Raw genomic sequence first — 23,018 nt, forward strand, 5'->3', positions numbered from 1 at the left:
CCGTGCGCGTGATCTTCGCCGGCACACCGGCCGTCGCCGTACCTGCCCTGGCCGCCGTGGCGGCCTCCCGCCACGAGCTGGTCGCCGTGGTCACCCGCCCCGACGCGCCCGCCGGGCGGGGACGCGGGCTGTCCCGGTCCCCCGTCGGGGCGTGGGCCGACGAGCACGGGATCGAGGTGCTCACCCCGGCCCGCCCGCGCGAGCCGGAGTTCCTGGACCGGCTGCGCGAGCTGGCCCCGGACTGCGTCCCCGTGGTGGCCTACGGCGCGCTGGTGCCGCCGGCCGCCCTGGAGATCCCCCGGCACGGGTGGATCAACCTGCACTTCTCCCTGCTGCCCGCGTGGCGCGGGGCCGCGCCCGTCCAGCACGCGGTGCTGCACGGCGACGAGCTGACCGGGGCCAGCGTCTTCCAGCTGGAGGAGGGCCTCGACACGGGGCCGGTCTACGGCACCCTCACCGACGAGATCCGCCCGGCCGACACCTCCGGCGACCTGCTGGAGCGGCTCGCCCACTCCGGCGCGGGCCTGCTGGTGGCCGTCCTCGACGCGATCGCCGACGGCACCGCCCGGGCCGAGCCGCAGCCCGCCGACGGGGTGTCGCTGGCGCCGAAGCTGACCGTGGAGGATGCCCGGGTGCGCTGGTCCGACCCGGCGTTCGCGGTGGACCGGCGGATCCGGGCCTGCACGCCGGCGCCCGGGCCGTGGACGACGTTCCGGGGCGAGCGGGTCAAGCTCGGCCCGGTCGCCGCCGTGGCCGACGGCCCCGAGCTGAAGCCGGGTGAGCTGCTGGTGGAGAAGTCCCGGGTGCTGGCCGGTACGGCCACCGTCCCGGTGCGGCTCGGCGAGGTGCGGGCCGCGGGCAAGCGGGCGATGGCGGCGACGGACTGGGCGCGCGGCGCCCGGGTGGCCGCGGGGGAGGAACTCGCGTGACGGGCCCCGAGCGACCCTCCGGCGACCGTCTCCCGGCGGAGCGACGCGGTGAGGGGCCCGGCGGCCCCGGGCGCGGCGACCGCCCGGCTGGCGATCGGCGCGGCGGCCGGCCGGCGGGGGGCGGCCGGTGGGGCGCCCGCCCCGGCGGCGACCGGCGCGACGGCGGCCGCCGCCCGGCCCGCCCGGCGGTGGACCTGCCGCGGCAGGTCGCGTACGAGGCCGTCGCGGCGGTGCACCGGGACGACGCGTACGCCAACCTGGTGCTCCCGTCGCTGCTGCGGGACACCGGGCTGACCGGCCGGGACGCGGCCTTCGCCACCGAGCTGACCTACGGCACGCTGCGCCACCTCGGCACCCTCGACGCGATCCTCACCGACGCGGCCGGGCGGGACGTGCAGCGCATCGACCCGCCGGTACGCGACGCGCTGCGGCTCGGGGCCTACCAGCTCCTGCACACCCGGGTGCCGGCGCACGCCGCGGTCTCCTCGACCGTCGACCTGGTCCGCGCGGTCGGCCCCGGCGCGACGGGCTTCGCCAACGCGGTGCTGCGCGAGGTCGCCGGGCGGGACGCGGACGCCTGGGTGGCCAAGCTCGCGCCGCCGATGGAGACCGACCCGATCGGGCACCTCGCGCTGGCGTACAGCCATCCGCAGTGGATCGTGCGGGCCTTCGCCGAGGCGCTCGGCGGCGACCTCGGCGAGACCGCCCGGCTGCTCATCGAGGACAACGAACGCCCGCCGGTGCACCTGTGCGCCCGGCCCGGGCTGGCCGACCCGGTCGCGCTGGCCGACGAGGTCGGCGGGGCCCCGGGGGCCTTCTCCCCGTACGCCGTCTATCTCTCGGGCGGGGCGCCCGGCGACCTGCCGGCGCTGGCCGAGGGGCGGGCCCACGTGCAGGACGAGGGTTCCCAGCTGGTGGCCAACGCCCTGGCGGTGGCCCCGCTGGACGGCCCGGACGGGCGCTGGCTCGACCTGTGCGCCGGCCCGGGCGGCAAGTCCGGCCTGCTCGGCGCCCTCGCAGCGCAGCGGGACGCGCGGCTGACCGCCGTCGAGGTCTCCGAGCATCGGGCGCGGCTGGTCGCCCAGGCCACCCGGGGCCTGCCGGTGAACGTGCTGAACACCGACGGCCGCACGGTCGGCGCCGACCCGAAGCTGCCCGAGGCGCACTTCGACCGGGTGCTGGTCGATGCTCCCTGCACCGGGCTGGGGTCGCTGCGCCGCCGGCCGGAGTCCCGCTGGCGGCGCGAGCCGTCGGACCTGCCGCCGCTGACCCGGTTGCAGCGGGAGCTGCTCGCCGCCGCGCTGCGGGCCGTCCGTCCGGGCGGCCTGGTCGCCTACGTGACATGCTCCCCGCACACCGTGGAGACGCACGTGACGGTGACCGAGGCGGCCCGCCGCTCCGGGGTGCCGGTCGACTTCGTCGACGCCCGGCCGCTGCTGCCGGCGGGGATGCCCGGCCTCGGCGACGGGCCGACGGTGCAGCTGTGGCCGCACCGGCACGGCACCGACGCGATGTTCCTCGCGGTGCTGCGCCGCACCTGACAACGGACGTCCGACGGGGCGGTCACCCTCGGGTGGCCGCCCCGTGCCGGTCGGTCCGGTGCCGGTCCGGCGCTCAGGTGACCGGCAGGCCCTTCGTGCCGGCGCCCTTCATCGAGCGGGTCAGGTTGCGGTCGCTGACCCAGAGGAAGCACTGCACGCCCCGGTTGCCGTCGCGCCACTCCTGCTCGAGGGGGTGGTAGAAGATCGAGCCCGCCCGGTACTTCAGGTCGCCGTTGTTCGGCACCTTGACGTACTTCGCGATCAACGCGCGGCAGGCCCGGTGCACCCTGAGGCTGTCCCGCGTGAAGGCGTCGTAGCTGGTGTCCGGGGCCCGCCAGACGCCGACGAACTCGGCGTGGTGCTTGCTGGTGCAGGCCACCGCCACCATCTCCCGCACCTCGTCGTCGCTCAGCTTGGGGTTGAAGCAGCGGTGGGCGAGCGGGGCGGCGCCGGCCAGGGCGCCCTTCAGGCTTCCCGTCCGGGACTTCGCGCTCGCCTCGTCGAGGCTGGTCTGCTCGCTCAGGTCGCAGCGGAACCAGCGGGCGCCGCCGCCCCACGCCTGCGGCGACGGCAGCACGACGCTCAGCCCCAGCCGGCCGGAGCGCCAGTCCCCGCCGACCACCTCGTTGGCCTTCGTGTCGCACTCGGCCCGGGCGGCGCGCATGCCGGCCGAGCCGGCCGGCGGGGGCGTGGTGCGCTCGGTCGCCGCCCCGGTGAGCGTGCCGACGTGCACGGTCTCCACGCGGTGCGACTCGGCGCAGTCGACCGGGTTGTAGGCGGTGAGGTAGCCGACGTCCTGGATGCCCCGGTGGCAGACGCCGTCGGCGGGGACGAACGACTGCGGTGCGGCGGGCGCCGGCCAGTCGTCGGTCAGGTCCCGGTCGGTGCCGGCCGGGGTACCGCAGCCGGCGAGCGCCAGGGCCGCCACCGCGCCGGCCGCGGCCGCCGTCCACCACCGTCGCATCGCCCCGACCTCCCGCCGATCGTGGTCCGGCGGCGCGAGGCGGCCGGACACGTCACGGTGCGGCAGCATACGGCACCGCGCTCAGATCGCGGGGAGTCCCTTCGGGACGGTGCCTCGCATCGAGCGGTGCGAAAGCAGTCCCGACGCTGTTGCCGCAGCGTCGGACCGGGAGACGTCGACCACGCCGGGACGGTCGATCGTCACCACTGGTCACCGCCGGGCCACCGGGCGTCCCGTGGGTGGCGCGCTGCGGGCGGCCGGTCGCCGCGTTCGTACACTGGCCCCGTGACCGTACCGCCGCCGATCGTCGCGCCCAGCATCCTCGCCGCCGATTTCGCCCGCCTCGCCGAAGAGGTCCGTGCCGTCGAGAACGCCGCGGACTGGTTGCACGTGGACGTCATGGACAACCACTTCGTGCCCAACCTGACCATCGGGCTGCCCGTGGTGCAGAGCCTGCGGGCCGCCACCGAGCTTCCCTTCGACGTGCACCTGATGATCGAGGACCCGCGCCGGTGGGCCCCCGGCTACGCCGACGCCGGGGCGTACAACGTCACGTTCCACGCCGAGGCGTGCGACGACCCGGTGGCGCTGGCCAAGGACCTCCGCTCGGCCGGCGCGAAGGCCGGGCTGGCGATCGACCGGGACACGCCGATCGAGCCGTACCTGGAGTTGCTGCCGAGCTTCGACACGCTGCTGATCATGACGATCAAGGCCGGCTTCGGCGGGCAGCGCTTCATCCCGCAACTGCTGGACAAGGTGCGCGCCGCCCGCCGGCACGTCGACAGCGGCCACCTCGAACTGCGCATCGAGGTCGACGGGGGGATCGCCGCCGACACCATCGCGCAGGCGGCCGAGGCCGGCGCGGACGCCTTCGTCGCCGGCACCGCCGTCTACGGCGCCGACGACCCCGCCGAGGCCGTCCGGAAGCTGCGGGCACTCGCGGAACGCGCCGCCCCCGGGGCCTGACGTGGAGCCCGCCGGCGACCGCAAGGACATCATCCTCGTCGTCGACGACGACGAGGACATCGCGCGCTTCGTCGAGTTCAACCTGCGGCTGCACGGCTTCGAGGTGATCCACGCCGGCGACGGGCAGGAGGCGCTCGAGGTGATCGAGCGCCAGCGTCCCGACCTGGCCGTGGTCGACCTGATGATGCCGCGCATCGACGGGCTGGAGCTGACCCGGCGGCTGCGGGCCGACCCGATGACTTCGGCGCTGCCGGTGATCATGCTGACCGCCAAGGGCATGACGGTGGACAAGGTGCACGGGCTCAGCGCCGGCGCCGACGACTACCTGGTCAAGCCCTTCGACACGGCGGAGCTGGTGGCCCGGGTCAGCTCGACGCTGCGGCGCAACAAGGAGTTCCGCGAGGTCTCCCCGCTGACCGGGCTGCCCGGCAACAGCCGGATCCGCCGGGAGATCTCCGACCGGGTCCGCAGCGGCGTCGACTACGCCGTCGGCTACATCGACATCGACCGGTTCAAGAGCGTCAACGACCGGTACGGCTTCGTGCGCGGCGACGACTTCATCTCGGCCCTGGCGCGCAGCCTGCACCGGGCGGTGGTCTCGGTGGGGCTGCCGCCGGCCTTCCTCGGCCACGTCGGCGGCGACGACTTCGTCATCGTCTGCACGCCGGAGCAGGTGCGTCCGCTCACCTCGCGGGTGTCCGCCGACTTCGAGAAGGCCGCCGACTCGCTCTACGACGCCGCCGACGCCGCCCGCGGCTACGTGGAGCTGAAGGACCGGCGGGGCAACATCCGGCGCGCCGCCCTGGTCACCCTCTCCATCGGCGTCTCCATCTCCGACGCCAACAAGCGGTTCACCAACCCCCTCGAGGCGATCGCGGTCGCCTCCGAGATGAAGACGGTGGCCAAGAGCCAGCCCGGCTCGTACGTGGCGGTGGACCGGCGACGCGGGGTGACGTGACCGCGTATTCCCGCTGTGAAGTAGCTCGCCTCGGTGGCGCCACCCCCCGTCGAACGTGTAAGACTGCCGGTGTACCCACCACGCGCTGGCGGGACTCGGTGTAATTCCGAACCGGCGGTGATCCACGGCGTGACCGTGGTAAGCCCGCGACCCGGTCGGCCTCGTGCCGCCCGGTGGACCTGGTGAGAATCCGGGGCCGACGGTTGGGGGCGGGAAACCGCGCCCAGACAGTCCGGATGGGAGACAGCGCGCGGGACGGACGGGCCCTGCCCGGCCGCTGACCTCAGCGTGCCGTGTGTGCCCCCGGGTCGGCTCCGCCGTACCCGGACCTCCGCCGCCGCACGCCCGCGGCCCGTGCCGTTGCCTCCCGTGACCCGCCCGCGCGCCGACCGGTGAGTGAGAGGGCAGGGCAATGGGGGGCGTCTCCGTCGACGAGGCGATGCGTCGCGCGGTCGAACTCGCCGCGCGCGGTCTCGGCACGACCAGCCCCAACCCCGTGGTCGGCTGCGTGCTGCTGGACGCCGACGGCCAGGTCGTCGGCGAGGGGTTCCACGCCTACGCCGGCGGGCCGCACGCCGAGATCGTCGCGCTCGCCCAGGCGGGGGAGCGCGCCCGCGGCGGCACCGCCGTGGTCACCCTCGAACCCTGCGACCACACCGGCCGCACCGGTCCCTGCAGCACCGCGCTGGTCCAGGCCGGCGTCGCCCGGGTGGTCATCGCCGTGCCCGACCCCAATCCGGTCGCCTCCGGCGGGGCCGCCACGCTGCGCGCCGCCGGGGTCCAGGTGGACCTGGGGGTACGCGAGGCGGAGGCCGAGGCCGGCAACATCGCCTGGCTCACCTCGATGCGCCGCGGCTGGCCGTACGTGATCTGGAAGTTCGCCGCCACGCTGGACGGCCGGTCGGCGGCGGCCGACGGCACCAGCATGTGGATCACCTCCGAGGCGGCCCGGATGGACGTGCACGCGCTGCGCGGCACCGTCGACGCGGTGATCGCCGGGGTGGGCACGGTGCTCACCGACGATCCCCGGCTCACCGCCCGCAACCTGCGCGACGGCACCCTCAGCATCCGGCAGCCGCTGCGGGTGGTGGTGGACTCGGCGGGGCGTACGCCGGTCGACGCCCGGGTCCGCGACGGCGCGGCCCGGACGTGGGTCGCCACCGCCGCGGAGGTCGGCGTCGGGCCCGACGGTCGGGTCGACCTGCCGGCGCTGCTCGCCGCGCTGCACGGGCGCGGGGTCCGGGCGGCGCTGCTGGAGGGGGGGCCCACGCTGGCCGGCGCCTTCCTCGCCGCCGGCCTGGTCGACAAGATCGTCGGCTACGTCGCGCCCCGGCTGCTCGGCGCCGGCCCGACCGCCCTGGTGGACGCCGGTGTGACGACCATCGCCGAGGCGATCGACCTGGAGTACGTCGACGTTACGCAGGTCGGACCGGACCTGCGGATTACCGCGCTGCCCCGGAAGAGGGAGGGCTGACATGTTCACCGGCATCGTCGAGGAGTTGGGTGAGGTCGTCCGGATCACTCCGACGGCGGGTGACTCGGCGCTGGTCGCGGTCCGCGGCCCGCTGGTCACCTCAGACGCCCGGCACGGCGACTCGATCGCGGTCAACGGCGTCTGCCTGACCGTGGTGGACGCCGCCGACGGGGTCTTCACGGCGGACGTGATGGGGGAGACGCTGCGCCGCTCCGCGCTGGGCGCGTTGCGGGCCGGCGACCCGGTCAACCTGGAGCGGGCCGCCGCGCTCGGCAGCCGCCTCGGCGGGCACCTGGTGCAGGGCCACGTCGACGGCGTCGGCGAGGTGCTCGCCCGGGAGCCGGCCGCGCAGTGGGAGACCGTCCGGTTCCGCCTGCCCGCCGCCCTGGCCCGGTACGTGGTGGAGAAGGGCTCGATCACCGTCGACGGCGTCTCGCTGACCGTGGCCGACGTCGGCCCGGACTGGTTCGCCGTCGGGCTGATCCCGACCACGCTGAAGCTGACCACCCTCGGCGCGCGGGGCGTCGGCGACCCGGTGAACCTCGAGGTGGACGTCCTCGCCAAGTACGTCGAGCGGCTGCTCGGCGCCCGGCTGGCCGACCCCGGCCGTCCCGAGGCCGGCCCGACCGGCGGGCTTCCGGGCCCGGACGTCCCGGTCGCCGGCCTGCGGGACGCCGCCGCGACGGGCGGGGCGGCCTGATGGGCCCGCTCGGGTGGCTGCTCGACGCGCAGCTCAGCATCGGCGGCTCGCCGGTGCTGGTCCGGGAGATCGTCGGCAACGGCTTCGGGCTGGCCTCGGCCCTGTTCGGCCTGCGCCGGGTGGTCTGGGCCTGGCCCGTCGGCATGATCGGCAACGCGCTGCTGTTCACCGTGTTCCTGGGCGGGGTCTTCGCCACGCCGCAGGCGCACGACCTCTACGGGCAGGCCGGCCGCCAGGTCTTCTTCTTCGCGGTCAGCCTCTACGGCTGGTGGCGCTGGTCGCGCAACCGCCGCCACGGCGGCGACGACGACCGGGCCGCCGTGGCGCCCCGCTGGGCCACCGGCCGGGAGCGGCTGGGCCTGCTGGCCGCCGCCGTCCTCGGCACCGCCGCGTTCTACCCGGTGCTCGCCGCGCTGGGCTCCTGGGGCCCGCTGCCGGACGCCTGGATCCTCACCGGCAGCCTGCTGGCCACCTACGGCATGGCCCGTGGCTGGGTGGACTTCTGGCTGGTCTGGATCGCCGTCGACGCCGTCGGCGTGCCGCTGCTGCTGCGCGGCGGCTTCTACCCCTCGGCGGCCATGTACCTCGTCTACGGCGCCTTCTGCGCCTGGGGTGTCGTCGCCTGGTGGCGCACCTCGCGGGTCGCCCGCCCGGTGCCCGCCCCGATCCCGCAGACCTACTCGGAGGCCGTGGCATGACCACCTTTGGGAGCATCGAGCAGGCGGTGGCCGACATCGCCGCCGGCCGGCCCGTCGTCGTGGTCGACGACGCCGACCGGGAGAACGAGGGCGACCTGATCTTCGCCGCCGAGTTGGCGACACCGGAGCTGCTCGCGTTCATGGTGCGGTGGACGTCCGGCTACATCTGCGTGCCGCTGACCGAGAGCGAGTGCGACCGGCTGGACCTGCCGCCGATGCACCACACCAACCAGGACCGGCGGGGCACCGCCTACACGGTGACCGTGGACGCCCGGGAGGGGGTCAGCACGGGCATCTCCGCCGCCGACCGGTCGCACACCATCCGGCTGCTCGCCGACCCCGGCACCGGCCCGACCGACCTGGCCCGCCCCGGGCACGTGGTGCCGCTGCGCGCCCGGGAGGGCGGCGTGCTGCGCCGGCCCGGGCACACCGAGGCCGCCGTCGACCTGACCCGGCTGGCCGGGCTGCGCCCCGCCGGTGTGCTCTGCGAGCTGGTCAACGACGACGGCACCATGATGCGGCTGCCGGACCTGGAGAAGTTCTGCGCCGAGCACGCGCTGACCCTGGTCACCATCGCCGACCTGGTCGCGTACCGGCGGCGCACCGAGAAGCAGGTCGAGCTGGTCGCCGAGGCCCGGATGCCGACCCGACACGGGGTGTTCCGGGCGCTGGGCTACCGCAGCGAGCACGACTCGGCCGAGCACGTCGCCCTGGTCATGGGCGAGATCGGCGACGGGCGGGACGTGCTGGTGCGGGTGCACTCCGAGTGCCTCACCGGCGACGTCTTCGGCTCGGTGCGCTGCGACTGCGGCCCCCAGCTCGACGCGGCCCTGGACCGGGTCGCCGGGGAGGGGCGCGGCGTGGTGCTCTACGTGCGCGGCCACGAGGGGCGCGGCATCGGCCTGCTGCACAAGCTCCAGGCGTACCAGCTCCAGGACCAGGGCCGGGACACCGTGGACGCCAACCTCGACCTGGGCCTGCCGGCCGACGCCCGGGACTACGGCACCGGCGCGCAGGTCCTCTACGACATCGGGGTGCGCTCGATGCGGCTGCTCACCAACAACCCGGCCAAGCGGGCCGGCCTGGAGGGCTACGGGCTGACCGTCACCGGCCGCGAGGGGCTGCCGGTGCGGCCGCACCCGGAGAACGTGCGCTACCTGCGCACCAAGCGGGACCGGATGGGGCACCTGCTGGACGAGCTGGACGAGGTCACCGAGGCCCCGATGGGCCGGCCGGTACCCGGCGACGAGATCGGAGCGTAGACATGGCGGGTTTCGGGGAGCCGGGCGTGACGGCGGTGGACGCCGCCGGGATGACGGTCGGCGTGGTGGCCGCGCGGTGGCACGGCGAGCTGACCGACCACATGCTCGACCGGGCGGTCGCCGCCGCCGAGGCGTGCGGGGCCCGCGCGGTGACCGCCCGGGTGGCCGGCTCGGTCGAGCTGCCCGTGGTGGCCCAGGCCCTCGCGCGCCGCTGCGACGTGGTGGTCGCGCTGGGCGTGGTGGTCCGGGGCACCACCGCCCACTTCGACTACGTCTGCCGCTCGGTGACCGACGGGCTGACCCGGGTCGCGCTGGACGAGGGCAAGCCGGTGGCGCACGGCGTGCTCACCGTGGACACGATCGAGCAGGCCCGGGACCGGGCGGGGCTGCCCGGCTCGGCGGAGGACAAGGGCTGGGCGGCCACGGTCGCCGCGCTCGACGCCGCCCTCGCCATCCGCGGCATCGCCACCAGCGGCCACCGGGTCGGCTTCGGCGGCTGACCCCGCGTCCTTCCCGTCGGAAGGGCGGGGCGTTGGTGGTGGTCGTGAGGGCGTCCCACCACGCTGGCAGGAATTGCGACACAGCCGCCGACGCCCGGCATGCGGCGTGAACCTGCGTCGCTGGCGGGCCGCCCCACCGGGACGGCCCGCCAGCGGACGGGCGCGTGGCCGTCAGCGCCTCAGCGCTGCCGCCTCCGCAGGCGCACCGCGAAGGTGACCGACGCGAGCAGCGGCCACAGCATCCAGCCGTAGAGGCCGACGAGCCAGGCGGTGTCGAACACCGGCGACGGGACGACCAGCGCCAGCACGCTGCTGAAGCCGACAGCGGCGAGGACGATGCCGAGCCAGCACAGCCAGCGGGCCACGATCCGTCCCCGCAGGGCGGCGAGGGAGAACGCCCCCATCAGCAGCGACTGGGCCAGGACCGCGACCTCGCCCAGCATCTGCCCGAGGTGCGCGGCGGCGTACCAGGTCTGGACCGTGGCGTCGTCGAGCGTTTTCAGGTCGGGCAGCACCCAGAGCAGGGTGAAACCGGTGACGACGGTGTTGACCGTGGCCAGCAGGCCACCGCCGAGCAGGGTGAGGCCGCCGAGCACCGAGTTCGGCGCCGCCTGCCGCACCAGCCCGGCCAGCGCCGAGGTGAGCACGAGCAGCGCGACGATGGACAGGCCCCCGGCGAACGCGTTCAGTTGCAGGGTCGACGCGGCGCCCACGGCCCAGTCCCGGATGGCGGCCGCGTCCGTGTTGCCCACCTCCGGCGACTGCGGCGTCCAGGTGCCGAACATCGACACGAACAGGGCGAGCGCGGCGCCGGCGGCGACGCCGAGCCCGGCCCGGGCGGGCGCCGTCGGCGCGACGGGCGCGACGTCGGCATTGGCGATGCTGGTCGTGGACATGTGATCTCCAACGTGGTGAGGGTTCTTCCTGCCCGAAGACTCTGCGTCCGCCCGCGCCCCGGCCGGGACGGTCGGGCGTCCCCGTCGCGCCCGGCCGACCGCACGCCGTGGAGGGGACGAACGTCCCGCGACAGCGGGACGCGGCCGCGGCTACTGTCATCCGGCACGCCGAGAGCGAGGAGAGGTCAGTGGCCGTCAGGGGGCCGTCCCGGGTTGTCGCCGTCGCCGCGCTCGCTCTGTCGCTGGCCTGCTACGCCGCCACGGCCGTCGGCGCGGCCTTCGTGCCCGGGGTGACGCCGCCGACCGTGGCGGACCTCGTCTGGTTCACCGGCTTCCTGGCCTTCCCCCTGGTCGGCGCGGTGATCGCGGTGCACCGCCCGGCGAACGGCGTCGGCTGGCTCTTCCTCGCCGTCGGCGTGCTCCAGTTCGGCGCCGCCGTCCTGGACGGGCTCGGCCAGCATTTTCTGGCGACCTGTCCCACCTGCGCCACCGGCCCGGTGCTGGTGCTCGCGCAGAACGCGCTGTTCGCCGTCGCCTGGGTCTGCGCCACCACGTACCCGCTGCTGCTCTTCCCGGACGGCCGTCCGCCGTCCCCCCGCTGGCGGTGGATCCTCCCGGCCACCACGGCGACGCTGGCCGTGCTGGTCGCCTCGGTCGTCGTCACCCCGGGGCGGGTCGCGGCGGACGACCTGGCGGTCAACCCGTTCGGCGTACCCGCGCTGGCGGGGCTCGCGCCGCTCGCCACCACCGTGACGCTGTTCGCGCTGCTGGCCCTGACGGTGGCCGCGATGGCGTCGTTCGTCGTCCGCTGGCGCCGGGCGGGCGGCCCGGACCGGCGGCGCCTCGCCTGGCTGGCGCTCGCCGCCCTGGTCTTCATCGGCACGACCCTGGTCGGCCTGCTCACCGACCAGTGGACGCCGCCGTGGGTGGGCGCCCTGCTGGAGGGCGTGGGCGTCGCGGCGCTTCCGCTGGCCACCGGGATGGCCATCCTCCGCGCCGACCTGTTCGACATCGCGGCGGTGCTCGACCGCTCGATCACCTACGCGGCCCTGTCCGCCGTCGTCGTCGTCACCTATCTGGGCTCCCTCGCCGCATCGTCCGCACTGCTCGCCCCCGACCGGAGCCGGGGCGCGTCGCTGGTGGCCACGGCCGCGGTCGCCGTCTCGCTCAACCCGGTCAAGGACCGCCTGCTGCGGGGCGTCGACCGGCTGCTCTTCGGCGACCGGGACCGGCCCTACGAGGTCGTCACCGGCCTCGCCGAGCGCCTGTCGCGGACCGTGGCGCTGGAGGAGCTGCTGCACACGGTGACCGAGACGCTGACGAGCATGCTGCGCGTGCCGTACGCCCGGGTGGTCACCGGCGAGGTGGTCGACCCGCCGGCGGACGCGTACCCGTTCCCGTTGGTCAGCAACGGCCGGCAGGAGGGCACCCTGCTGGTCGGGCGGCGCGGCGGCAGCGCCCCCTTCGAGCCCCGCGAGCTGGACCTGCTCGCCGATCTCGCCGGCCAGATCGCCATGGCAGTGCGGGCCGCCCGGCTGGAGGAGGACCTGCGGGAGTCGCGGGAGCGCATCGTGCGGGCGCGGGAGGAGGAGCGGCGGCGGGTGCGGCGGGACCTGCACGACGGGCTCGGGCCCCTGCTCGCGGCGGCCAGCCTCCAGATCGACGTGCTCGCCGAACGGGTCGCCGACGATCCCCGGGCACACCCGCTGGCGACGAAGATCAAGGGCGTGATCAGCCAGTCCGTCTCCGACGTGCGGGAGGTCGTGCACGGGCTGCGGCCGCCGTCTCTCGACGATCTCGGCCTGCCGGGCGTGGTCCGCGAGCACGCCGCCGCACTGCGCGCCGCCGGGCTGGACGTCGAGGTGGACTGCCGGGAGGACCTGCGCGTCACCAGTGCGGCCGTGGAGGTCGCCGCCTACCGCATCGTCACCGAGGCGATGACCAACGTCGTACGGCACGCTCGCGCCAGCCGGTGCCGGGTCGCCATGAGCCTGGAGGATGGCCGGCTGCGGCTGGAGGTCACCGACGACGGGTGCGGGCTGCTCGTGCCGCACCGGGACGGCGTCGGCCTGTCCTCGATGCGGGAACGAGCCGACGAGCTGGGCGGCACGGTCACCGTCGGCCCTCGGCCCGGCGGGGGTACGAGGGTCCGCGCCGAACTGCCGGTGCCCGCCGCGGCGGGAAGGAGCTGACGATGCCGGATCCGGTGCGGGTGCTGCTGGTGGACGACCACCCCATCTTCCTGGACGGGCTGCGTACGGCGCTCGACGGCGTACCCGGGATCGAGATCGTCGGCACCGCCACCGACGGCGAGGCGGCCCTCGTCGCGGCCGAACGGCTGCGGCCGGACGTCGTGCTGATGGACCTCGCCATGCCCGGCATCGGCGGCGTCGAGGCCACCCGGCGGATCACGGCCCGGGGCGATGTCGCCGTGCTCGTGCTGACCATGCACGCCGACGACGACTCGGTGTACGCCGCCATTCGCGCCGGTGCCGCCGGGTACCTGCTCAAGGGCGCCGCGCGCGGCGACGTGACGCGGGCCGTGTCCGCCGTCGCGGCCGGCGAGGCGGTCTTCGGCACCGAGATCGCCCAGCGGGTCCTGCGCCACTTCGCCGAGGGGCCCCGGTCGCCGCAGAACCGGCCGTTTCCCGAACTCACCCCGCGGGAGGTGCAGATCCTCGACCTGGTGGCCCAGGGGCTCGGCAACCAGGTGATCGCCCGCAAGCTGTCCGTCGCGCCGAAGACGGTCCGCAACAGCGTGTCGACCATCCTCGGCAAGCTGCACGCCGTCGACCGCAGCGAGGCGGTCGCCCGCGCCCGGGCGGCCGGGCTGGGACGGCCGCCAGCGCCGCCGGCGAAATGAGGCGCGACCCGCCCGGCGTGTTCGCCGGACGGGCCTGCGACAATGGCACGTCGTGAAGACGTTCGAGGAGTTGTTCGCCGAGCTGCAGGCCAAGGCCGCCGCCGGCACCCCTGGCTCGGGCACGGTCGCCGCGCTCGAGAAGGGCGTGCACTTCATCGGCAAGAAGGTCGTCGAGGAGGCGGCCGAGTCGTGGATGGCCGCCGAGCACGAGGGGCCGGAACGGACCGCCGAGGAGATCTCCCAGCTGCTCTACCAGGTCCAGGTGCTGATGCTCGCCAGCGGCCTCGACCTGAAGGACGTCTACCGACATCTGTGAGTGCGCCCCGCCGTTGATCAGATTCGATCGAAGGAGCACTCCGTCATGCTGCGTGTCGCCGTACCCAACAAGGGCGCCCTGGCCGAGAAGGCCGCCCAGATGCTGCGCGAGGCGGGCTACCGCCAGCGCACCGACCCCAAGGACCTCGTCTGCCGGGACGAGGCCAACGACATCGAGTTCTTCTACCTGCGGCCCAAGGACATCGCCACCTACGTCGGCTCCGGGGATCTCGACGTCGGGATCACCGGCCGCGACCTGCTGATCGACTCCGGCGCGCCGGCCGAGGAGGTGGTGGACCTCGACTTCGGCCGGGCCACCTTCCGCTTCGCCGCCCGCCCCGAGGACGTCGACGACGTACGGGAGCTGGGCGGGCACCGCATCGCCACCGCGTACCCGGGGCTGGTCGAGCGGCACCTGGCCGAGCTGGGCGTGAAGGCCGACGTGATCCGCCTGGACGGGGCCGTGGAGAACGCCATCCGGCTCGGCGTCGCCGACGTGGTCGCCGACGTGGTGGAGACCGGCACCACGCTGCGCCAGGCCGGCCTGGTGGTCTTCGGCGAGCCGCTGCTGCGCTCCTCGGCGGTGCTCGTCCGCCGCGCCGGCGCGCCGGCGCCGCAGTCGGAGCAGCTGCTGCGCCGCCTGCACGGCGTCCTGGTGGCCCGCCGCTACGTGATGCTGGCGTACGACGTGCCGGCCGGCCTGCTGGACCGGGCCAGCTCGCTGACCCCGGGCATCGAGTCGCCGACCGTCTCCCCGCTGCACCGCGAGGGCTGGGTGGCCGTGCAGGCGATGGTGCTCAGCGACGACGTGCACCGGATCATGGACGAGCTCTACGAGCTCGGCGCCCGCGCGATCCTCGTCACCAACATCCACGCCTGCCGGCTGTGAGCGGCCCGCCCGCGGCGGCGGGTAACCCGGCCCGGCCGGTGCCGCGCGTCCTGCCGCCGTGGGCGGCCATGGTCGTGGTCACCCTCGCCGGGTTCGCCTCGGCGGCGCAGGGTGCGGCCAACGCGGAGCTGGGCGAGCGGGCCGGCAACGCCACCCTGGGCGCGGTGGTCAACAACCTCGGCGGGACGCTGCTGATCGGCGTCGGGGTGCTGGCCCTGCCCTCGGCACGCGCCGGCCTGGTCGCGCTGCGCCGGGCCCGGCTGCCCTGGTGGGCGTACCTTGGCGGGCTCGGCGGGGCGGCCATCGTGCTGCTCGGCGCGTACATCGTCCCGGTGCTCGGGGTGGCGGTCTTCACCATCGCGCAGGTGGCCGGTGGCAGCCTCGGCGGGCTGGCCGTGGACCGGGCGGGACTGGCGCCGGTCGGGCGGCTGGCGCTCACCCCGGCGCGGGTGGCCGGTGCCGTGCTGGGCGTGGCCGCCGTGGCGCTGGCCCAGCTCGGCCGGCCCGTCGGCGACCTCGCCCTGGGGCTGGTGCTGCTGGCCGTGGCCGGCGGGGTGGCCGTCGCACTCCAGTCCGCGCTGAACGCCCGGGTCTCCGCCGCCGGCTCGGCCACCGCCGGGGTGGCGGTCAACTTCGCCACCGCCACGCCGGTGGTGCTGCTCGTCGCGGCGCTGGCCGGAGCCCTGGCCGGCCCGGCCCCGACCTGGCCGGACGCCTGGTACCTCTACACGGGCGGCCTGCTCGGCGTGGTCATCGTGGCGAGCCTGGTGGTCGGGGTGCCCGCGATCGGGGTGCTGCGTACCGGCCTGGCGTTGGTCGCCGGGCAACTGGGCGGCGCCCTGCTGCTGGACGCGCTGGTGCCGGGCGGGCCGGGCGTGCGGCTGCCGGTGTTCGCCGGCGCGCTGCTGACCCTGCTGGCCGCGTTGATCGCCGGTCGGGGCTCCGCCCGGTCACGTACCCGCGCCGCGGTGCCGTCCGCCCGTGTGGCGGCGGACGAGCGGCCCGGAGCGGGTGGCAGACTGGTGGGGTGAGTGAAACCGAGACGATCCGCCTCCGCCCGCGCCGTATCCGGGTGGTCTGCTGGGCCTCGGCGGCCGTGCTCCTCGTGGTGTTCAGTCTGGTCGCCACCTCGCTGAGCGGGGCAACCGGCAACGGCTACGGCAGTTTCCAGCGGGGCGACCAGATCGCGATGGTCGGTCTCGGCGTGTTCGGCGCCCTCGGCTTCCTGCTCTTCACCCGGCCCCGGGTGGAGGCGGACGGGCGCGGTGTGCGCGTGCGCAACGTCCTCGGCTCGTACGAGCTGCCGTGGGAGGTCGTCCGCGGGGTCCGCTTCGACCGGGGCGCGCCCTGGGCGAGCCTGGAGCTGCACGACGACGACCTCCTGCCGATGGTCGCCCTGCAGGCCGCCGACAAGGAGCTGGCCGTCGAGGGGGTCCGCGCGCTGCGCCGGCTGCACCAGGCGCACCAGGCCCGCCTCGCCGAGGGCGCGACCGGCCGCTGAGCCGCCGCGCCGGCGAGGCCGGTGGCCCGGCCCGGCCCCGGGGTGCCCGGTTTGGGGGCGCTCGGGCGAGGGTGTAGTGTTGTCGAGTCGACCAGGCTGTCTCCGCGTGCGAGCAAGTCGCCCGTGACCGGACAGCCATGAAAGAGGAGCGCCTGCTCCCACCCGAGTCGCCGCCACGGTGGCCGGGTCCGGTCACCGGTTCCGGGCACGTCCCGGCGCCGGATGCGCGATCATGTGATTGTGCCGACCGGTCGAGCGGGCCCTGGCATGCGCCGGGGCCTTCTGCTTTCCGGTTGGCTCCCACCCGGGGAGCCGCGGGGTCGGCCACGCAGGAGACTTTGACTCGAGGAGGCCCCATCAGCGTCGAACCACGCGTGAACGAGCAGATCCGGGCACGTGAGGTCCGACTGGTCGGCCCCGAGGGTGAGCAGGTGGGCATCGTCCCGCTGGAGCGCGCCCTTCAGCTGGCCGCGGACGTAGACCTGGACCTGGTCGAGGTTGCGCCGATGGCGCGCCCTCCGGTGTGCAAGCTCATGGACTTCGGCAAGTTCAAGTACGAGAGCGCACTGAAGGCGCGCGAAGCGCGGCGTAACCAGCAGCAGACCGTCATCAAGGAGATGAAGCTCCGGCCGAAGATCGACCCGCACGACTACGAGACCAAGAAGGGTCACGTGGTGCGGTTCCTCAAGGCCGGCGACAAGGTCAAGGTGACGATCATGTTCCGCGGTCGCGAGCAGAGCCGCCCGGAGCTGGGTTACCGGCTCCTGCGCCGGCTCGAGTCGGAGATCTCGGAGCTGGGGTACGTCGAGGCCGCGCCGAAGCAGGACGGCCGAAACATGATCATGGTGCTCGCGCCGCACCGCGCCACCAAGGCGGCCGCCACGGCCGCCCGCGGCGGCGCGCTACCGCGGGGCGAGCGGGAGTCCGGCGCCGCCGAGGCGCCGACGGCCGAGGCGGCCGGACCCGCCGGGACGACCGGCGAGTAACAGGGGAGAGACGTTCCACATGCCGAAGATGAAGAGCCACACGGGGATGGGCAAGCGGGTCAAGGTGACCGGCAAGGGCAAGATCGTTGCCCAGCAGGCCGGCCTCCGGCACAACCTGGAGAAGAAGCCCTCCACCCAGACCCGTCGGCTGACCGGCACCGTCGTGCTGGCCAAGGCCGATGTCAAGCGCATCAAGAAGCTGCTCGGCCGCTGACGCGCGCCACCTGACGTAAGAAGGAGTTGAGATGGCACGCGTCAAGCGGGCTGTGAACGCCCAGAAGAAGCGCCGTACCCTGCTGGAGACCGCGAGCGGCTACCGCGGTCAGCGCTCCCGCCTCTACCGCAAGGCCAAGGAGCAGGTGCTGCACTCGATGCAGTACGCCTACCGGGACCGTCGCGACCGCAAGGGCGACTTCCGGCAGCTGTGGATCCAGCGGATCAACGCGGGCGCCCGCGCCAACGGGATGACCTACAACCGCCTGATCCAGGGCCTGCGCCTGGCCGGCATCGAGGTCGACCGCAAGATCCTGGCCGACCTGGCCGTCAACGACGCCGCCGCGTTCGCGGCGATCGTCGAGCTGGCCCGGGCCGCGGTCACGGCCGAGGGCACCGGCGGCGCGGCGGCCCAGGCCGCCTGATCCCCGCGCACCAGCAGATCGAGGCGTCTCCCATGCAGTCACCATCGCGCGGGAGACGCCTCGACGCCGTCTCCGGCCCCTTCACCCCGCGTACCCCCAGGGTGGTCGCCGCCCGCCGGCTCCAGCGCCGCCGGGACCGCGAGGCCACCGGCCGGTTCCTCGCCGAGGGGCCGCAGGCGGTCCGCGAGGCCCTGGCCCGCCCGGGGGTGGTCACCGAACTCTTCGGTACGCCCGCCGCCCTGGACCGGCACGCCGACCTGGCCGCCGACGCCGCCCGCGCCGACGTTCCGGTCTCCGAGGTGACCGACGAGGCCCTGGCCGCCCTCGCCGAGACCGTCGCCCCGCAGGGCCTGGTCGCCGTCTGCCGGCACCTCGACGTGCCCCTGGAGCGGGCCCTGGCCGGCGGGCCACGCCTCGTCGCGGTGCTCGCCGAGATCCGCGACCCGGGCAACGCCGGCACCGTGCTGCGCACCGCCGACGCCGCCGGGGCCGGCGCGGTCGTCTTCGCCGGCGACGCCGTCGACCCGTACAACGGCAAGTGCGTCCGGGCCTCGGCCGGCAGCCTCTTCCACGTCGACGTGGTCCGCGCGCCCGACCCGCTGGACGTGGTCGCCGCGCTGCGCGCCGCCGGCCTCACCGTGCTCGCCACCACCGGCTACGGCGAGGACGACCTCGACGATCTCGCCGACGCCGGCCGGCTCGCCGCCCCCACCGCCTGGCTGTTCGGCTCCGAGGCGCACGGCCTGCCGGAGGCGCTCACCGCCGCCGCCGACGCCCGCGTCCGGGTGCCGCTGCACGGGCGTGCCGAGAGCCTGAACCTGGCTGCGGCCGCCGCCGTCTGCCTGTACGCTTCAGCGAGAGCGCAGCGGTGACCGGGCACCGGTCCCGCGAGGCACCCAGCAGAGGAGAGCATTCGCCCGTGAACGCGCCACGGCGTTCGTTTAGCCAGCCCGCCGGTGTCGGCGGGCGGCGGGCCTGACCTGCTTTCCGCGCAACTCCCACCGGCGGGCTGCGGCACAGCCGCGCGTCCGTAGACTCGCTTCGCCGCCCCGTGAGGGCTGGCGCCGCCGTGAGGGAGTGCCCGTACGCCATGAGCTACCGCAACGATCCGTACGACCCGAAGCAGGTCGCCCTGCTCGACCCGGCCGCCCTGGCCGAGGCCGTCGCCGCCGCCGAGAAGGCGTTCGCCGAGGCCGGTGACCCGGACGCGCTGACCGCGCTGCGCCCGGCGCACCTCGGCGACCGGTCCCCGGTGTCGCTGGCCCGCCGGGAGATCGGCGCGCTGCCGCCGGCCGCGAAGTCCGACGCCGGCAAGCGGGTCAACGAGGCCCGCCGCGCCGTCGAGGCCGCCTACGCCGCCCGCCAGGAGGTCCTGGAGCGGGAGCAGGCGGAACGGGTGCTGGTGGAGGAGCGCGTCGACGTGACGCTGCCCCACGACCGGCGGCCCCGGGGCGCCCGGCACCCGATCAGCACCCTGATGGAGCAGATCAGCGACCTGTTCGTCGGGATGGGCTACGAGGTGGCCGAGGGGCCCGAGGTCGAGCTGGAGTGGACCAACTTCGACGCGCTCAACATCCCGGCCGACCACCCGGCCCGTGGCCTGATGGACACCTTCCACATCGCACCCGCCGACGGCTCCGCCGGGACGGCCGGCGAGCCGGCGGGTTCCGGCCTCGTCCTGCGCACCCACACCTCGCCGGTGCAGGCGCGCACCATGCTGACCCGCCAGCCGCCGATCTACGTGATCGTGCCGGGGCGGGTCTACCGCACCGACGAGCTGGACGCCACCCACGCCCCGGTCTTCCACCAGGTGGAGGGCCTGGTGGTGGACAAGGGCATCACCATGGCGCACCTGCGCGGCACCCTGGACCACTTCGCCCGGGCGATGTTCGGCGAGGGCGCGAAGACCCGCTTCCGGCCGCACTACTTCCCGTTCACCGAGCCGTCGGCGGAGTTCGACGTCTGGTTCCCGGAGCACCGCGACGGCCCGCGCTGGGTCGAGTGGGGCGGCTGCGGGATGGTCAACCCGCGGGTGCTGCGCGCCTGCGGCATCGACCCCGAGGTCTACTCGGGATTCGCGTTCGGCATGGGCATCGACCGGACCGTGATGTTCCGGCACGGGGTCAGCGACATGCGGGACATGGCCGAGGGCGACGTGCGGTTCACCCGCGCGTTCGGGGTCGGGGCGTAGGCGATGCGGGTACGAGTTACGGAGACGGTGGTCTGAGTCATGCGAGTTTCTGTCAGTTGGCTGCGGGAGTACGTCGACCTCCCCGCCGACCTGCCCGCCGGCGACCTGGAGCAGGCCCTGGTCGGCCTCGGCATCGAGGTCGAGTCCGTCGTGGACCTGCGGGAGACCGTCACCGGTCAGCTGGTGGTCGGTGAGGTCCGGGAGATCGAGGAGCTGACCGGCTTCAAGAAGCCGATCCGGTTCTGCCGGGTCGACGTCGGGGACGCCAACGGCACCGGCGAGCCGCAGGAGATCGTCTGCGGGGCGCGCAACTTCGCCCCGGGCGACCGGGTCGTGGTCATCCTGCCCGGCGGCGTGCTGCCCGGCGGCTTCGCCATCGGCGCGCGCAAGACCTACGGGCGCAACTCCAACGGCATGATCTGCTCCGCCAAGGAGCTGGGCCTCGGCGACGACCACTCGGGCATCATCGTGCTGCCCGAGGACACCCCGGCCAAGCCGGGCGACGACGCGCGGCCGGTCGTCGGGCTCGACGACGTCGTGGTCGAGCTGGAGATCACCCCCGACCGGGGGTACGCGATGAGCCTGCGCGGCCTTGCCCGCGAGCTGTCGCACACCCTCGGCGTGCCGTTCCGCGACCCGGGCCTGGCGCCCGCGCCCGGCGGCACGGAGGCCCCGGCGTACCCGGTCGAGGTGCGGGACACGGTCGGCTGCGACCGGTTCGCCGCCCGCCTCGTGCGCGGCGTCGACCCGACGGCGGCCACCCCCGGCTGGATGCAGCGGCGGCTCACCGTCGCCGGCATCCGCAGCATCTCGCTGCCGGTCGACATCACCAACTACGTGATGCTGGAACTCGGCCAGCCGATGCACGCCTTCGACGCCGACCGGATCGCCGGGCCGCTGGTGGTGCGCCGCGCCGAGGCGGGGGAGAAGCTGACCACGCTGGACGGGGTGACCCGCGCGCTCGCGCCCGAGGACATGGTGATCTGCGACGACACCGGCCCGATCTCGCTCGCCGCCGTGATGGGCGGCGAGACCAGCGAGGTCGTCGCGGGGACCACGGACGTGCTCTTCGAGGCCGCCCACTGGGACCCGGTGATGGTGGGGCGCACCGCCCGCCGGCACCGGCTGTTCAGCGAGGCGGCGAAGCGGTGGGAGCGGGGCGTCGACCCGGCCCTGCCGCTGGTCGCCATCGCGCGGGCGGTCCGGCTGCTCACCGAGCATGCCGGCGGCACGGCCGGGGACGAGGTCCTCGACATCGACCACGTCCGGCCGCGTACCCCGGTGGTCCTGCCGGTCGACCTGCCGACCCGGCGGATCGGCGTGACCTACCCGCCGGCGCGGGTGGTGGCCCTGCTGGAGCAGGTCGGCTGCACGGTCGCCCACGGCGCCGACCGGCTCGGCGAGGACCCGGGCGAGGTCGGCGTCGCCGCCGGCGACGGCACGGCGCTCACCGTCACCCCGCCGACCTGGCGGCCCGACCTGACCGACCCGGCGGACCTGGTCGAGGAGGTGGTCCGCCTCGACGGGTACGACCGGGTGCCGTCGGTGCTGCCGACGGCGCCGCCCGGCCGCGGCCTGACCTGGCAGCAGCGTCGCCGCCGGGCCGTGGCCCGGTCGCTCGCCGAGCGCGGGTACGTGGAGGTGCTGGCGCACCCGTTCGTCGCCCCGGAGCTGGCCGACCAGCTCGGCCTGCCCGAGGGCGACCCTCGCCGGCAGGCGGTACGGCTGGCCAACCCGCTGTCGGAGGAGGAGCCGCTGCTGCGCACCACGCTGCTCGGCCCGCTGCTCGGCATCGTGAAGCGCAATCTCGGCCGGGGTCAGCGCGACCTCGCCCTGTACGAGATCGGCGCGGTCTTTCACCCGCGCCCCGGCGCCGGCCGCCCGCCAGCGATGGGCGTGGACCGGCGACCCAGCGACGAGGAGTTCGCCGCCGCCGACGCGGTGGTGCCCGACCAGCCCCGGCACGTCGCCGTCGTGCTGACCGGCGACGTCGAGCCGGCCGGCTGGTGGGGCGCGGGCCGCCCGGCCGGCTGGGCGGACGCCGTGGAGGCCGGCCGGGACGTGCTCGCCGCCGCCGACATTCCCGCGCACCGGATCGAGGTCCGGGCCGCCGAGTACGCGCCGTGGCACCCCGGCCGCTGCGCGGAGCTGCTGGTCGACGGCACGGTGGTCGGGCACGCCGGCGAGCTGCACCCGGCGGTCCTGGCGGCGCTGGAGCTGCCCCGGCGGACCAGCGCCCTGGAGCTGGACCTGGACGCGCTGCCGGCGGCCCCGGTGGCGTCCGGGCCGGCCGTCTCGGGTTTCCCGCCGGCGCTGATCGACGTGGCGCTGGTGGTCGACGAGTCGGTCCCGGCGGCGCAGGTGCAGCGCGCCCTGGTCGAGGGCGCCGGCGAGTTGCTGGAGGGGGTGCGCCTGTTCGACGTGTACGCCTCCGAGCAGCTCGGGGCGGGCCGGAAGTCGCTGGCGTACAAGCTCACCTTCCGGGCCCCCGACCGGACGCTGACCGTGGAGGAGGCGGTGGCCGCGCGGGACGCGGCGGTCGCCCGGGCCGCGGAACGCTTCGGCGCCACCCTGCGCGGCGCCTGACGCCTGCACGTCGACGGCCCCCGTCCGGTTTCGCCGGGCGGGGGCCGTTTCCGTTGTCCGGCTCCGTCCCGACCCCCCGCGCCCGGACGCGACGCTCATCATGTGCATACAGAAGTCTGCATGAACTTGCAGCGGCCGATCATTACTGCTAACCTTCGCTG

The 23,018-nt window shown here is 75.2% G+C and carries 23 protein-coding genes and 1 riboswitch; of the genes, 21 read left to right on the top strand and 2 right to left on the bottom strand.

Going from position 1 to position 23,018, the window contains the following annotated elements; all coding sequences use genetic code 11:
• Positions 1–2 precede the first annotated feature (2 nt).
• Positions 3–929 carry a methionyl-tRNA formyltransferase gene (fmt, locus tag ACZ6O2_RS10800; protein WP_466022700.1) on the top strand — a complete coding sequence of 309 codons (927 nt, stop codon included), beginning with the start codon at positions 3–5 and terminating at the stop codon, positions 927–929.
• Entirely contained in the window at positions 926–2,470 is a 1,545-nt protein-coding gene (locus ACZ6O2_RS10805) for an RsmB/NOP family class I SAM-dependent RNA methyltransferase (RefSeq protein WP_466022701.1), read from the top strand. Before fmt ends, ACZ6O2_RS10805 begins: the two co-directional genes overlap by 4 nt.
• A gap of 73 nt (positions 2,471–2,543) precedes the next feature.
• Here ACZ6O2_RS10805 and ACZ6O2_RS10810 read toward each other — a convergent pair whose 3' ends face one another.
• Positions 2,544–3,434, bottom strand: a complete 891-nt coding sequence (locus ACZ6O2_RS10810; RefSeq protein ID WP_350708929.1) for a septum formation family protein — start codon at positions 3,432–3,434, stop codon at positions 2,544–2,546.
• 285 nt (positions 3,435–3,719) lie between these two features.
• On the opposite strand from ACZ6O2_RS10810, the gene rpe reads away from it, so the two are divergent.
• The 7 genes from rpe to ribH all read left to right on the top strand — a co-directional run bounded on the left by rpe (position 3,720) and on the right by ribH (position 9,992).
• Positions 3,720–4,400: a ribulose-phosphate 3-epimerase gene (gene rpe, locus ACZ6O2_RS10815; protein ID WP_350708927.1), complete on the top strand. Its 681-nt coding sequence runs from the start codon at positions 3,720–3,722 to the stop codon at positions 4,398–4,400.
• 1 nt (position 4,401) lies between these two features.
• Positions 4,402–5,358 (top strand): GGDEF domain-containing response regulator, encoded by a 957-nt coding sequence (locus tag ACZ6O2_RS10820; protein ID WP_350708925.1) that lies wholly within the window; start codon positions 4,402–4,404, stop codon positions 5,356–5,358.
• Between the two features lie 80 nt (positions 5,359–5,438).
• Positions 5,439–5,610: riboswitch (FMN riboswitch) on the top strand.
• A 160-nt stretch (positions 5,611–5,770) separates the two neighbouring features.
• Positions 5,771–6,832, top strand: a complete 1,062-nt coding sequence (gene ribD / locus ACZ6O2_RS10825; protein WP_350708923.1) for a bifunctional diaminohydroxyphosphoribosylaminopyrimidine deaminase/5-amino-6-(5-phosphoribosylamino)uracil reductase RibD — start codon at positions 5,771–5,773, stop codon at positions 6,830–6,832.
• A 1-nt stretch (position 6,833) separates the two neighbouring features.
• Complete coding sequence (locus tag ACZ6O2_RS10830) at positions 6,834–7,532, top strand: riboflavin synthase (protein ID WP_466022702.1); 699 nt, start codon at positions 6,834–6,836, stop codon at positions 7,530–7,532.
• Entirely contained in the window at positions 7,532–8,230 is a 699-nt protein-coding gene (gene pnuC / locus ACZ6O2_RS10835; protein WP_350708919.1) for a nicotinamide riboside transporter PnuC, read from the top strand. The genes ACZ6O2_RS10830 and pnuC overlap by 1 nt, the downstream gene beginning before the upstream one ends.
• Positions 8,227–9,492, top strand: coding sequence for a bifunctional 3,4-dihydroxy-2-butanone-4-phosphate synthase/GTP cyclohydrolase II (locus ACZ6O2_RS10840; RefSeq protein ID WP_350708917.1), 1,266 nt, complete (start codon positions 8,227–8,229; stop codon positions 9,490–9,492). Before pnuC ends, ACZ6O2_RS10840 begins: the two co-directional genes overlap by 4 nt.
• Before the next feature lie 2 nt (positions 9,493–9,494).
• The gene (gene ribH, locus ACZ6O2_RS10845; protein ID WP_350708915.1) at positions 9,495–9,992 is read left to right on the top strand and encodes a 6,7-dimethyl-8-ribityllumazine synthase; all 498 of its coding nucleotides are present in this window, start codon (positions 9,495–9,497) and stop codon (positions 9,990–9,992) included.
• A 179-nt stretch (positions 9,993–10,171) separates the two neighbouring features.
• Here ribH and ACZ6O2_RS10850 read toward each other — a convergent pair whose 3' ends face one another.
• Entirely contained in the window at positions 10,172–10,888 is a 717-nt protein-coding gene (locus ACZ6O2_RS10850; RefSeq protein ID WP_350708913.1) for a hypothetical protein, read from the bottom strand.
• A 188-nt stretch (positions 10,889–11,076) separates the two neighbouring features.
• Here ACZ6O2_RS10850 and ACZ6O2_RS10855 point away from each other — a divergent pair, with 188 nt between their 5' ends.
• The 12 genes from ACZ6O2_RS10855 (at position 11,077) to pheT (ending at position 22,857) form a co-directional block, all read left to right on the top strand.
• Positions 11,077–13,080 carry a sensor histidine kinase gene (locus tag ACZ6O2_RS10855; RefSeq protein WP_466022703.1) on the top strand — a complete coding sequence of 668 codons (2,004 nt, stop codon included), beginning with the start codon at positions 11,077–11,079 and terminating at the stop codon, positions 13,078–13,080.
• 2 nt (positions 13,081–13,082) lie between these two features.
• On the top strand, positions 13,083–13,751 hold the full coding sequence (locus tag ACZ6O2_RS10860; protein WP_350708909.1) for a response regulator transcription factor: 669 nt from the start codon (positions 13,083–13,085) through the stop codon (positions 13,749–13,751).
• Positions 13,752–13,803: 52 nt separating this feature from the next.
• Positions 13,804–14,067, top strand: a complete 264-nt coding sequence (locus tag ACZ6O2_RS10865) for a phosphoribosyl-ATP diphosphatase (RefSeq protein WP_088947482.1) — start codon at positions 13,804–13,806, stop codon at positions 14,065–14,067.
• 45 nt (positions 14,068–14,112) lie between these two features.
• The gene (gene hisG / locus ACZ6O2_RS10870; RefSeq protein WP_466022704.1) at positions 14,113–14,955 is read left to right on the top strand and encodes an ATP phosphoribosyltransferase; all 843 of its coding nucleotides are present in this window, start codon (positions 14,113–14,115) and stop codon (positions 14,953–14,955) included.
• The gene (locus ACZ6O2_RS10875; RefSeq protein ID WP_466022705.1) at positions 14,952–15,986 is read left to right on the top strand and encodes a DMT family transporter; all 1,035 of its coding nucleotides are present in this window, start codon (positions 14,952–14,954) and stop codon (positions 15,984–15,986) included. The genes hisG and ACZ6O2_RS10875 overlap by 4 nt, the downstream gene beginning before the upstream one ends.
• On the top strand, positions 15,983–16,456 hold the full coding sequence (locus tag ACZ6O2_RS10880) for a PH domain-containing protein (protein ID WP_350708904.1): 474 nt from the start codon (positions 15,983–15,985) through the stop codon (positions 16,454–16,456). Before ACZ6O2_RS10875 ends, ACZ6O2_RS10880 begins: the two co-directional genes overlap by 4 nt.
• A 374-nt stretch (positions 16,457–16,830) precedes the next feature.
• Positions 16,831–17,442, top strand: a complete 612-nt coding sequence (infC, locus tag ACZ6O2_RS10885; RefSeq protein ID WP_350681763.1) for a translation initiation factor IF-3 — start codon at positions 16,831–16,833, stop codon at positions 17,440–17,442.
• Positions 17,443–17,461: 19 nt separating this feature from the next.
• Entirely contained in the window at positions 17,462–17,656 is a 195-nt protein-coding gene (gene rpmI, locus ACZ6O2_RS10890) for a 50S ribosomal protein L35 (protein ID WP_007458415.1), read from the top strand.
• A gap of 31 nt (positions 17,657–17,687) precedes the next feature.
• Positions 17,688–18,080 (top strand): 50S ribosomal protein L20, encoded by a 393-nt coding sequence (gene rplT / locus ACZ6O2_RS10895; protein WP_184184750.1) that lies wholly within the window; start codon positions 17,688–17,690, stop codon positions 18,078–18,080.
• Between the two features lie 32 nt (positions 18,081–18,112).
• A complete protein-coding gene (locus ACZ6O2_RS10900) occupies positions 18,113–18,952 on the top strand; it encodes a TrmH family RNA methyltransferase (RefSeq protein ID WP_466022706.1) in 840 nt (279 codons plus the stop codon).
• A 218-nt stretch (positions 18,953–19,170) separates the two neighbouring features.
• Entirely contained in the window at positions 19,171–20,271 is a 1,101-nt protein-coding gene (gene pheS, locus ACZ6O2_RS10905) for a phenylalanine--tRNA ligase subunit alpha (protein ID WP_350708900.1), read from the top strand.
• A gap of 39 nt (positions 20,272–20,310) precedes the next feature.
• Positions 20,311–22,857, top strand: coding sequence for a phenylalanine--tRNA ligase subunit beta (gene pheT, locus ACZ6O2_RS10910; RefSeq protein WP_466022707.1), 2,547 nt, complete (start codon positions 20,311–20,313; stop codon positions 22,855–22,857).
• Positions 22,858–23,018 lie beyond the last annotated feature (161 nt).

This window comes from Micromonospora sp. NPDC048040, assembly GCF_055587185.1.

Bases quoted from the DNA above. Each gene is read 5' to 3' on its own strand.
- ACZ6O2_RS10830 (WP_466022702.1), top strand. From the start codon at position 6,834: ATGTTCACCGGCATCGTCGAGGAGTTGGGTGAGGTCGTCCGGATCACT.
- ribD (WP_350708923.1), top strand. From the start codon at position 5,771: ATGGGGGGCGTCTCCGTCGACGAGGCGATGCGTCGCGCGGTCGAACTC.
- rpmI (WP_007458415.1), top strand. From the start codon at position 17,462: ATGCCGAAGATGAAGAGCCACACGGGGATGGGCAAGCGGGTCAAGGTG.
- ACZ6O2_RS10840 (WP_350708917.1), top strand. From the start codon at position 8,227: ATGACCACCTTTGGGAGCATCGAGCAGGCGGTGGCCGACATCGCCGCC.
- ACZ6O2_RS10900 (WP_466022706.1), top strand. From the start codon at position 18,113: ATGCAGTCACCATCGCGCGGGAGACGCCTCGACGCCGTCTCCGGCCCC.
- pnuC (WP_350708919.1), top strand. From the start codon at position 7,532: ATGGGCCCGCTCGGGTGGCTGCTCGACGCGCAGCTCAGCATCGGCGGC.
- pheS (WP_350708900.1), top strand. From the start codon at position 19,171: ATGAGCTACCGCAACGATCCGTACGACCCGAAGCAGGTCGCCCTGCTC.
- ribH (WP_350708915.1), top strand. From the start codon at position 9,495: ATGGCGGGTTTCGGGGAGCCGGGCGTGACGGCGGTGGACGCCGCCGGG.
- ACZ6O2_RS10810 (WP_350708929.1), bottom strand. From the start codon at position 3,434: ATGCGACGGTGGTGGACGGCGGCCGCGGCCGGCGCGGTGGCGGCCCTG.
- rplT (WP_184184750.1), top strand. From the start codon at position 17,688: ATGGCACGCGTCAAGCGGGCTGTGAACGCCCAGAAGAAGCGCCGTACC.
- hisG (WP_466022704.1), top strand. From the start codon at position 14,113: ATGCTGCGTGTCGCCGTACCCAACAAGGGCGCCCTGGCCGAGAAGGCC.
- ACZ6O2_RS10850 (WP_350708913.1), bottom strand. From the start codon at position 10,888: ATGTCCACGACCAGCATCGCCAATGCCGACGTCGCGCCCGTCGCGCCG.
- pheT (WP_466022707.1), top strand. From the start codon at position 20,311: ATGCGAGTTTCTGTCAGTTGGCTGCGGGAGTACGTCGACCTCCCCGCC.
- ACZ6O2_RS10860 (WP_350708909.1), top strand. From the start codon at position 13,083: ATGCCGGATCCGGTGCGGGTGCTGCTGGTGGACGACCACCCCATCTTC.